The 9,324-nt window shown below is 60.2% G+C and carries 8 protein-coding genes; 5 read left to right on the top strand and 3 right to left on the bottom strand.

The genetic code is table 11. The features are described 5' to 3' along the window. Positions 1 to 179 precede the first annotated feature (179 nt). From ABYV26_RS14350 to ABYV26_RS14340, 3 genes are read right to left on the bottom strand one after another with little or no spacing between them, the layout of a single operon-like run. Entirely contained in the window at positions 180 to 1,517 is a 1,338-nt protein-coding gene (locus ABYV26_RS14350) for an amidohydrolase (RefSeq protein WP_372682041.1), read from the bottom strand. A 1-nt stretch (position 1,518) separates the two neighbouring features. Then, the gene (locus ABYV26_RS14345) at positions 1,519 to 2,832 is read right to left on the bottom strand and encodes an amidohydrolase (RefSeq protein ID WP_372682040.1); all 1,314 of its coding nucleotides are present in this window, start codon (positions 2,830 to 2,832) and stop codon (positions 1,519 to 1,521) included. Next, positions 2,829 to 3,668: a purine-nucleoside phosphorylase gene (locus ABYV26_RS14340; RefSeq protein WP_372682039.1), complete on the bottom strand. Its 840-nt coding sequence runs from the start codon at positions 3,666 to 3,668 to the stop codon at positions 2,829 to 2,831. The genes ABYV26_RS14345 and ABYV26_RS14340 overlap by 4 nt, the downstream gene beginning before the upstream one ends. Positions 3,669 to 3,959: 291 nt before the next feature. Between ABYV26_RS14340 and ABYV26_RS14335 the strand changes: the two genes are divergently transcribed. From ABYV26_RS14335 to ABYV26_RS14315, 5 genes are read left to right on the top strand one after another with little or no spacing between them, the layout of a single operon-like run. Beyond that, the gene (locus ABYV26_RS14335) at positions 3,960 to 4,454 is read left to right on the top strand and encodes an NAD(P)H-dependent oxidoreductase subunit E (RefSeq protein WP_372682038.1); all 495 of its coding nucleotides are present in this window, start codon (positions 3,960 to 3,962) and stop codon (positions 4,452 to 4,454) included. A 52-nt stretch (positions 4,455 to 4,506) separates the two neighbouring features. After that, positions 4,507 to 4,860, top strand: a complete 354-nt coding sequence (locus ABYV26_RS14330; protein ID WP_372682037.1) for a hypothetical protein — start codon at positions 4,507 to 4,509, stop codon at positions 4,858 to 4,860. Between the two features lie 19 nt (positions 4,861 to 4,879). Continuing rightward, complete coding sequence (gene nuoF / locus ABYV26_RS14325; protein WP_372682036.1) at positions 4,880 to 6,727, top strand: NADH-quinone oxidoreductase subunit NuoF; 1,848 nt, start codon at positions 4,880 to 4,882, stop codon at positions 6,725 to 6,727. A gap of 13 nt (positions 6,728 to 6,740) precedes the next feature. Further along, positions 6,741 to 8,795, top strand: coding sequence for an RnfABCDGE type electron transport complex subunit B (locus ABYV26_RS14320; RefSeq protein ID WP_372682035.1), 2,055 nt, complete (start codon positions 6,741 to 6,743; stop codon positions 8,793 to 8,795). A gap of 42 nt (positions 8,796 to 8,837) precedes the next feature. After that, the gene (locus ABYV26_RS14315) at positions 8,838 to 9,323 is read left to right on the top strand and encodes a SoxR reducing system RseC family protein (protein WP_372682034.1); all 486 of its coding nucleotides are present in this window, start codon (positions 8,838 to 8,840) and stop codon (positions 9,321 to 9,323) included. Position 9,324: the final 1 nt, after the last annotated feature.

Genomic DNA, 9,324 nt, shown 5'->3' with positions numbered 1-9,324 from the left:
TCAAAAACTAACAATTGATTGTCATATTGATTGCCACAATTATTGACGATTGGAATGTTCTTTGTTCAAAATTATGGGGTTTGGAATTTTAAATTTAGGTGTTGTGATTTATTTGTCATTTGGTTTTTGGTTATTGTGATTTGTTTTCTGACCTAAAAAACATGAATTGCGAAAGTAAGCTACCAAGACTGAATAATATTGAGGCTTGATCGGATGTCCTGGGCAATCGCATTGACTCGGTCGATCACTTCACCGATACCGATCGTCAGCAACCGCCGGTCTCTCACCAGCTGCCTGCCGGCCACCAGGACGTGGCGCACGTCGGCGCCGCCGGCTGCATAGACGATGTGTGATTCCGGGTGGTACATGGGCGTCAGGTGGGGGGCCTGGGTGTCCAGGACGATGATGTCCGCCTGTTTGCCGACTTCCAGAGAACCGATGCGATCCGCCAGCCCGATGGCCCGGGCGCCGTCCATGGTGGCCATTCTGAGCACGCTGGCCGCATTCAGGGCCGTGGGATCAACGGTGGCGACCTTGTGCAGCTTGGCAGCCGTGCCCATTTCACCGAACAGGTCCAGGTTGTTGTTGCTGGCGCAGCCGTCGGTGCCCAACGACACCGTCACCCCGGCTGACTGCATCCCGGTCACGGGTGCGATGCCCGAGGCCAGCTTCATGTTGCTCTCCGGGCAGTGCGAGACGGCACAGCCGCGTCGGCTGATGGTGGCGATGTCCGCGTCGTCCACCCAGATGCAATGCGCCAACAAGGTGCGGCGGTCGAGAATACCCAGCCGGTCCAGGTGGGCGATGGGGCTGAGGCCTTTCTCCTTGATGGATCGATCACGCTCGAACCGGGTCTCGGCCACATGCACCTGAAAGATCAGGTCCAGTTCGTCGGCGGCAGCCTTGGCCGCCTCGAGGGTGTCGTCGCTGCAGGTGTAGGGTGCATGGCAGAAGACGGACGGCCTGATCAGTCGGCTGCGGCCCTTCCAGCGCTGGGCATAATCCCTGGCGTGGGCGATGTTCCTTGCCGGATCCGGCACCCCGGGGGCCGGAAAGTCGATGACCCCCTGGGCCAGCACGGCCCGCAGGCCGGTTTCAGCGACGGCCCGGGCCACGGCGTCTTCGTGGAAATAACCCCCGCAGCAGCAGGTGGTGCCGGAGAGCAGCATTTCCGCGCAGGCGAGAAGCGTGCCCCACCGCACCGTTTCAGGATTGATGAAGCGGGCCTCGGCCGGGAAGATGCGTTCCTCGAGCCAGTCGATCAGGGGCAGGTCGTCGGCCAGGCCCCGGAACAGCGTCATGGGCAGATGGGTGTGGGTGTTGACCAGGCCGGGCATGACCATACCGCCCTCTGCGTCGATGGTCATTGGGGCCGTTGGCGGCGGTGAATCCGGTGCAGTGGCCTCGATGGTCCGGATGACGCCTTCATGAATGCCGATCCATCCGTTTTCGACGATTCGCATCCGGTTGTCCACCGTCACCAAGGTTCCATTGTGGATGACGACATCGACGTCCATGTCAGCCTCCTCGGATCGTTCCGGCGATCTGCCGGGCGTCGGCCATGATCTTTTCCAGATCCATGTGCACGAGTCGACGCTCTTTCATCAGCACCTGGCCATTGATCACGGTGGCGCACACATCGCTGCCGCCGACGGCGTAAACCAGGTGAGAGGCCGGGTTGTACATGGGGGTCAGGTGGGGTTTGCGGGTATCGATGACGATGATGTCGGCGTGCTTGCCGGTTTCGATGCTGCCGGTGATGCCGTCCAACCCCAAGGCGCGGGCGCCGTCGATAGTGGCCATACGCAGCACGGTGGCGGCGTCCATCACTGTGGGGTCCAGACGGCTGGCCTTGTGCAGCTTGGCGGCCATGTCCATCTCGGCGAACAGATCCAGGTTGTTGTTGCTGGAACAGCCGTCAGTGCCTAAACCGATGCAGACCCCCCGCTCGACGAGTTCGGCCACCGGTGAAACGCCGGAGGCCAGTTTCATGTTGCTCTCCGGGTTGTGAGATACCTTGACGTCGTGCCGCTTCAACAACGCCATGTCACCCTCGTTGAGCACCACGCAATGGCAGGCCAGCAGGTTGGCCGCTAGCAAACCCAGGTTGGCCAGGTGCCCCACCGGCGTGGTGCCGTACCTTTCCCGGATGTCGTGGACCTCCTTATGGGTCTCGGAAAGGTGGATAACCAGCGGCACACGGTGCTTCCGAGCGATGTCGGCGGCCTCGGTCAGCAGGTCCGGTGCACACAGGTAGGGGGAGTGTGGTTCCACGGCGATGGTGACCAGTGGGTCGTTGTGCCAGTCCTCGATCAAATGGCGGGTGTAGTCGAATCCTTTTTGGATGGAGCCGTAGTTGGGCGAGGGAAAATCGTAGAGCACCTCCCCCACCACCGCCCGCATGCCGGCGGCCTTGGCGGCCCGGGCCACGGCATCTTCGAAAAGATACATGTCGCAAAAGCAAGTGGTTCCCGAGAGAATCATTTCCGCACAGCCGAGCAGTGTGCCGGCATGCACCTTGTTCGCATCCAGCAAGGCCTCGGCCGGGAAGATGTGCTCGTTGAGCCAGGTCATCAACGGCAGGTCGTCGGCCAGTCCCCGGAAGAGGGTCATGGCGGCGTGGGTGTGGGTGTTGACCAGGCCGGGCATGATGATGCCGCCGGCGGCATCGATCGTCTCTTTTGCAGCTATCAGGCCAACCGCCTCGGCTGAATCGACCGCTGCAATGGTATCCCCGCGGACCGCTATCGCCCCATTTCCAATGACACGGCCATGCGGATCCATGGTCATGACGATACCGTTGGTGATCAGCAGATCGGCGGCTGTCGTCATTGCCGCGCGCCCTCGTGGATCTTCGCCACCACGGCTTGGATCAGGCGGTTGAGAACGGGTGCCGCCCGGTTGGCCGCGGCTACGATCTCATCTACGGAGGCCGACTCCGGCTGATCCGGGTCATTGATGTTGGTGATGGTGGACAGCCCCATCACCCGCATGCCGGCGTGGACGGCGGCGATGGTTTCGACCACCGTCGAAAAACCAACCGCATCGGCACCGATGGTTTTCAGATAGCGGATTTCTGCCGGCGTTTCCAGAGACGGTCCCTTCAATCCGGCATAGACGCCGCTTTTCAGGGCAATGCCCAATCTGTCGGCTGCCCGGTAGGCCAACCGGGCCAGGGTTCGATCGTAGGCCGCCGTCATGTCAGGGAATCGGGGGCCCCAGTCGGCATGATTGGCCCCGGTCAGCGGGTTTTCACCGGTGAGATTGATGTGGTCGCGGATTACCATCAGATCTCCCTGGCGAAAGTCGGGGCTCATGCCGCCGGCCGCATTGGAGATGATTAGGCAGCGCACGCCCAGCGCCTGCATCACCCGCACGGGAAAGGTCACGGTTTCGGGGGCATAGCCTTCGTACAGGTGGACGCGCCCCTGCATGACCACCACCGGATGCCCGGCCAGCGTCCCGGCCATCAACCGTCCCGAATGACCGACCACAGTCGATACAGGGAAGTTCGGGATGTCCGCGTAATCAATCGTCAGCGCGTCATCGAGAGGTCCGACCGCCTCCCCAAGTCCGGTGCCGGTGATCACTCCGGTTTCAGGCGTACCGTCCAGTTTTGATTCGAGAAATGCTGCCGCTTCGTGGACTTTTTCTTTCAGGCGGTTCAAGGGCTGCCTCCAGCGTCTACTTTGCGGGGTGTGCCAAACCGTATCGATTCGATTGCCATTGTTTTTTATCGTCATCCGGGCGGTTGGGTTATAGACCAGCTGTTGCAGCCCCGTCAAGCGTTGTCAGGCGTGGGTGGACGGCCATGATAGCGTTGACATTTACATATAATTATGAAATGTTGCCACGCGGTCGCCGGTGATCCATCATCATAGCGTTGCAGGCCGTCTATCGGTCAATTCAACACGCATTCGAAGATGTTGCATTTTTGCGATTCAAGGAGCGTTTCAGACATGACCCTGACACACCACCCGCACCATGCGGATATCAATGACGACATGTGGTCGCAGATCGATGCGGTCATCCAAAAAAACAGGACCATTTCCGGGGCCGTCATCACGGTTCTCAGGGAGTGTCAGACCATTGCCGGCTACCTGCCGGTGGAACTGCTGGACTACATCAGCCAGGGCCTTAACCTGCCCGCCAGCAGCGTTTACGGCGTGGCTTCCTTCTATTCCCTTTTTTCCATGGTTCCCAAGGGGCGCCACACCATCAAGATGTGCCTGGGAACGGCCTGTTATGTCAAAGGCATCAAGGAGGCCATGAGCCGCATTGAAAATCAATACCAGCTGAAGGAGGGGGGCACCACTGAGGACCGGCGTTTCACCCTGGAAGCGGTTCGCTGCCTGGGCGCCTGCGGCCTGGCACCGGTGATGGTGGTTGATCAGGACACCCACGGGGACGTGAGTTCAGACAAGGTGCTTGAACTGCTCGATTCCTATTCATAGGTGTAGGGTTATTCATTCCTCTACCCCTTTTGCATTTTGAGACAAAGCGACCATGAAAATCTCCGAAATCAAAGACATCCTCAAAGGCACCATGCTTTGCGGTGAAGACCAGATGGACACGGTCATCCCCGCCGGTGGCGCGTCAGACTTGATGGACGACGTGCTGGCGGCCGCGGCCAAGGGTTGTGTCCTGTTGACGGGTGTTACCACGGATCATGTGATGCGAACGGCAAAAATCGTCGGTGTCGGGGCCATTGTCATCGTCAGGGGCAAAACCCCTCCTGCGTCATTCGTGGAGATGGCCAAATCTTTTGAAATCCCGCTGATGGTCACCGAATATTCGTTGTTTGTGGCTTGCGGCCGACTTTATATGAATGGCATCAGGGGGCTGGACGGTTCCTGGTAAAACCTGCTGGAGACGGAATATGGCGAAACTGAACATTCAGGACCTGGAAGGCATCAGACAGGCGCACAAGGAGCGGCTGACCTTCAAGGACAAGACCTACCTGCTGATCTGCGGCGGCACGGGCTGTCATGCCACCGGCTCCATTCGCGTCAAGGATGCCCTGCTGGCGGCCATCGAGGAAAAAGGGCTGGGCGAAACGGTCCAGGTGATCGAAACCGGCTGCAACGGCTTTTGCGCCATGGGGCCCCTTCTGGTGGTTCACCCCGGCGACATCTTCTACCAGAAGCTCAAGGTTGAGGACATGCCAGAATTGGTCGAGTCTCACCTGATCAACGGCAAACCGGTGGAGCGACTGCTCTACAAGGACCCGGTTTCCAAAACCAAAATCGCCGCTCAGACGAAGATTCCCTTTTTCGCCCACCAGATGCCCCGGGCCCTGCGCAACAAGGGGTTGATCGACCCCGAGTCCATCGACGAATATATCGGCCGTGACGGGTATATCGGTGTGGCCAAGGCGCTGTTCGACATGACCCCCCAACAGATCATCGATGAGATGAAGGCCTCCGGCATGCGGGGGCGCGGCGGAGCCGGGTTCCCCACGGGTGTGAAGTGGGATTTTGCCAGCAAGAGCACCGATACGGTCAAATATGTGCTCTGCAACGCCGACGAGGGCGACCCCGGGGCCTTCATGGACCGCAGCATCTTAGAGGCGGACCCCCATGCGGTGCTGGAGGGCATGATCATCGCCGCCAAGGCCATCGATGCGCACAAAGGATACATCTACGCACGTACCGAATACCCACTGGCCATTAAACGGCTGGGCATGGCCATCGAGCAGGCCAAGGATTACGGGCTGCTGGGTGACAAGATCCTGGGCTCGGACCTCTCCTTCGACATCGAGATCTACCAGGGTGCGGGAGCCTTTGTCTGCGGCGAAGAGACCGCCTTGATGCGCTCCATCGAGGGCAAGCGGGGCATGCCGCGTCCGCGTCCACCGTTTCCGGCCCACAAAGGCCTGTGGGAAAAACCCACTATCCTCAACAACGTGGAAACCCTGGCCAACGTGGCTCAAATCATGGTCAACGGCGGCGCCTGGTATGCCGATGTGGGCACAGAGACCAGCAAGGGCACTAAAGTGTTCGCCCTGTCCGGCGATGTGAACAATATCGGCCTGGTGGAAGTTCCCATGGGCACCTCGCTGCGTACGATCATTTATGACATCGGCGGCGGCATTCCCAATAAACGCAAATTCAAGGCGGTTCAACTGGGCGGCCCGTCGGGCGGGTGCATTCCCGATGCTTACCTGGACACGCCGGTGGACTATGAAGCCATCGCCAAGGTGGGAGCCATCATGGGTTCCGGCGGCGCCATTGTCATGGACGACAAGACCTGCATGGTGGATATGGCCCGCTTTTTCATGGAGTTCATTCAGGACGAGTCCTGCGGCAAATGCACCCCCTGCCGGGAGGGCACCCGCCGCCAGCTCCAGATCCTGGAAAAGATCTGCGAGGGGCACGGGAAGCCCGAGGATCTCGACGTCTTGGTCGAGCTGTCACAGACCATCCGCGAGACCGCCTTGTGCGGCTTGGGCCAGACGGGCCCCAACCCGGTGCTTTCCGCCCTGCGCTACTTCAGGGATGAATTCGAGGCTCACATTCACGAAGGCAGATGTCCGGCCAAGCGCTGCGTGGCCCTTCTCCGCTTTGAAGTGGAGCCGGATGCCTGCACGCGCTGCGGCATGTGTTTCAGGGCCTGCCCGGCCGATGCCGTCGTCTGGAAAAAGAAGGAGCTGGCCCGCATCGACAAGGAAAAATGCATCAAGTGTCTGACCTGCTACGACAAGTGCAGGTTCGACGCTATTTTTTAATAGGAGCATTGAGATGACGATAGCCATTATACTCATGGGCGGTCTGGGGCTGGTGGTAGGCATCGGCCTGGCGCTGGCCTCCAAGGTCTTTTACGTTTACGTAGACCCCAAAATCGTTTCCGTCGAAGATGCCCTGCCTGGAGCCAACTGCGGCGGCTGCGGGCTACCCGGCTGCAGTGCCAATGCAGAAGCCATCGTGGCGGGCAAAGCCGCACCCAACTCCTGCGTGGCCGCCGGCGAAGACGTGGCCCTGGCGATTGCCGCCATCCTCGGCGTCAGCGTCGAGGCCAAGGAGCCGGACATCGCCCTTCCTGGGTGCACTTACGGCGTAGCTGACGCAGATGTCAAATACAGCTATGACGGCATGAACGACTGCCGGGCCGTCGCCCTGCTTTCCGGTGGCATGAAGGTGTGCAATATCGGCTGCCTCGGTCTGGGCACCTGCGCCGCCGCCTGCCCCTTCGACGCGATCGTCATGGGGCCTCAGGGGCTTCCCGTGGTGGATGAGGTCAAGTGCACCGGCTGTGGCACCTGTGAGCGGATTTGTCCCAAGCACATCATCACCTTGTCATCGGTCACCCGCAGAATCCTCAAGGAGTACACCACCGAAGATTGTACGACACCCTGCCAGCGCGCCTGCCCGGCGGGTATCAACATCAGCCGCTACATCCAGCAGATTGCCGAAGGCGACTACCACGGGTCGGTTCAGACGATCAAGGAGCGCAATCCCTTTCCCACGGTGATCGGCAGAATCTGCCCCCGACCCTGTGAGAACGACTGTCGGCGAAAATATGTCGACGAACCGGTGGCGATCAATTTCTTGAAGCGCTTTGCCGCCGACTATGAACGCACCCAGAAGGAGCGCATCCAGCCATTCAAGGCGCCGGATACCGGCCGCCGCATCGCCGTTGTCGGTGGCGGTGTCCAGGGCCTTTCCGCGGCTTTTTTCGCGGCCCGTTTGGGCCATGCGACTACGGTGTTCGAAGGCACCGACCGTCTGGGTGGCCTGCTCAATACCGCTATCGCCAAGTGCCGTTTGCCCGAATCGATCCTCAACTGGGATATCGAAGGGATCCTGGAGATGGGCGTAGACGCCCGAACCGGCCAGATGCTGGGCCGCGACCTGACCGTGTCCGGATTGCTGGACGACGGCTACGAAGCGGTATTTCTCGCATCGGGCGGCTGGGACAGTCGGCTGGCCCGGGGTGCCGATAAAACGGTGGAGTCGCCGCTGCCCGGTGGATGCCTGCTGCTGGACCTGCTGCGTTCCGGCAAAAAGGGGCATGGAACGGTTGCTTGCGGAAGGCACACGGTGATTGTAGGCGGCGAAGGATTGGCCGGGGAGGCCCTGGCCCAAGCCCGGTCCCTGGGTGCCGAAACCGTTACGTTTATTTTCCGGGACAGCCTCGACGAAGCCACCGTTTCGGTGCTGACCGAAGCCGGCGCCAACGTCGTCTTGCGGGCCGGCGTCACCCGCCTGTTCGGTGACGGGGAGTCACTTTCCGGGCTCGACGTGCTGAATGTGGATACCGGTGAAACGCGCCTGCTTCAAGCCGAGAGCCTGGTCTTCTCTTCGGGAAGATTCCCCGAACTGATTTTTACCCGACCCATCGGGGGGGATGACGCTGAAAGCCGCCCGGGAGCCTGGACGGCCGTTCCTCCTTACAAACAACCGGATCATGCCGACGAAGCCGGTTTGTTTGCCAAGGGTGACGCCCTGACCGATTTCAGCGGTGCCATCAAGGCCATCGGCGCCGGGCGACGTGCTGCCGCAGCCATCCATAAACTCATCTACGACATCCCATTGGATTTGCCGGAAAACGTCCTCAAGCCCGATGCGGCCATCCAGAACGTGGACCACGTGGAAGCCGTGGCCACCAGCCAGCGGCGAATCATGCCCCTGGCCGACAGCAGAGACCTGGCACAGCTGATGGAGCTCGAGAAGGGTTTCGACACAGCGGCAGCGATGGCAGAGGCCTCCCGGTGCCTCAATTGCGGCCTCATTTGCTACAGGAATGTGGAAAATCAGCGGCCGTTGGAAAAGATCAGGGACGCCGTCAACGCCTGATCCTCCGCACGGGTCGAACCAATGATAGGTGAATAAGCGCTTATGGCTACTGAAGAAGGTGTTGTATTTAAAATGGGAGGTTCAGGGGCGGGGACGGCATGGGTAAGAACCACGCGCTCGAGCGCCTGTGCGTCCTGCTCCTCCAAAGACGCCTGCCAGGGTGGCGGCGGCAAAGAGATGGAAGTCGAGGCGATCAACTCGGCCGATGCCCAGGTGGGGGATCGGATCGTTTTGAACATTCAGACGGCTTCCTTGTTAAAAGCCACCTTCCTGCTTTATGTCTTTCCGATCCTGGCCTTGATTGCCGGTGCCGTGCTTGGGCAAGCGGTGGGTGTTATGCGGGGTGCCGATCCATCGGGGCTTTCCGCCTTGTTCGGGTTCCTGTTTTTCGGAGTGGCCTTCATCGTCATTCGCATCACGGGCCGGCGCCTTTCCACCAATGCCAGCTACCAACCTGAAATCATCAAAATCAGGGGGCACCATTCGCCGTCGACGGACGCACTGGTACAGCCTCAAACAGGATGGTAAT

Origin of the sequence: Desulfosarcina sp. (assembly GCF_041551955.1) — a bacterium.
Lineage (GTDB): Bacteria > Desulfobacterota > Desulfobacteria > Desulfobacterales > Desulfosarcinaceae > Desulfosarcina.
Note: the sequence above shows the minus strand (reverse complement) of the source record. Positions and strands in the feature narration are given on the sequence as shown.

Bases quoted from the DNA above. Each gene is read 5' to 3' on its own strand.
- ABYV26_RS14315 (WP_372682034.1), top strand. From the start codon at position 8,838: ATGGCTACTGAAGAAGGTGTTGTATTTAAAATGGGAGGTTCAGGGGCG.
- ABYV26_RS14335 (WP_372682038.1), top strand. From the start codon at position 3,960: ATGACCCTGACACACCACCCGCACCATGCGGATATCAATGACGACATG.
- ABYV26_RS14345 (WP_372682040.1), bottom strand. From the start codon at position 2,832: ATGACGACAGCCGCCGATCTGCTGATCACCAACGGTATCGTCATGACC.
- nuoF (WP_372682036.1), top strand. From the start codon at position 4,880: ATGGCGAAACTGAACATTCAGGACCTGGAAGGCATCAGACAGGCGCAC.
- ABYV26_RS14350 (WP_372682041.1), bottom strand. From the start codon at position 1,517: ATGGACGTCGATGTCGTCATCCACAATGGAACCTTGGTGACGGTGGAC.
- ABYV26_RS14330 (WP_372682037.1), top strand. From the start codon at position 4,507: ATGAAAATCTCCGAAATCAAAGACATCCTCAAAGGCACCATGCTTTGC.
- ABYV26_RS14320 (WP_372682035.1), top strand. From the start codon at position 6,741: ATGACGATAGCCATTATACTCATGGGCGGTCTGGGGCTGGTGGTAGGC.